Here is a 394-nt window from a genome sequence, read left to right as displayed (position 1 = left end):
CGATCCCGTTAACTCCCATAGTATTTGTAAAGATACAAGGTCCCGTAGTGTAGCGGTTATCACGTCGCCCTGTCACGGCGAAGATCGCGGGTTCGATTCCCGTCGGGACCGTTTCATATGTCACAAAGCATTATGCAGGCATAAGTAAGACTCGTTAGCTCAGTTGGTAGAGCAATTGACTTTTAATCAATGGGTCACTGGTTCGAGCCCAGTACGGGTCATATAGGCGGGTTTGGCGGAATTGGCAGACGCACCAGATTTAGGATCTGGCGCTTAACGGCGTGGGGGTTCAAGTCCCTTAACCCGCATGATAAAATTAGCCGGCTTAGCTCAGTTGGTAGAGCATCTGATTTGTAATCAGAGGGTCGCGTGTTCAAGTCATGTAGCCGGCATT

4 tRNA genes are annotated in these 394 nt (G+C 49.7%); all 4 read left to right on the top strand.

The window, feature by feature from the left end:
- Positions 1–38: 38 nt before the first annotated feature.
- The 4 genes from AKK44_RS08290 to AKK44_RS08275 all read left to right on the top strand — a co-directional run bounded on the left by AKK44_RS08290 (position 39) and on the right by AKK44_RS08275 (position 392).
- Positions 39–111: transfer RNA gene (locus AKK44_RS08290), tRNA-Asp, on the top strand.
- A gap of 37 nt (positions 112–148) precedes the next feature.
- Positions 149–221 (top strand) — tRNA-Lys (locus AKK44_RS08285).
- 5 nt (positions 222–226) lie between these two features.
- Positions 227–308 (top strand) — tRNA-Leu (locus AKK44_RS08280).
- Between the two features lie 11 nt (positions 309–319).
- Positions 320–392 (top strand) — tRNA-Thr (locus AKK44_RS08275).
- Positions 393–394: the final 2 nt, after the last annotated feature.

Source organism: Streptococcus phocae (assembly GCF_001302265.1).
Lineage (GTDB): Bacteria > Bacillota > Bacilli > Lactobacillales > Streptococcaceae > Streptococcus > Streptococcus phocae.
This window is presented reverse-complemented; position numbering and strand designations above follow the sequence as displayed.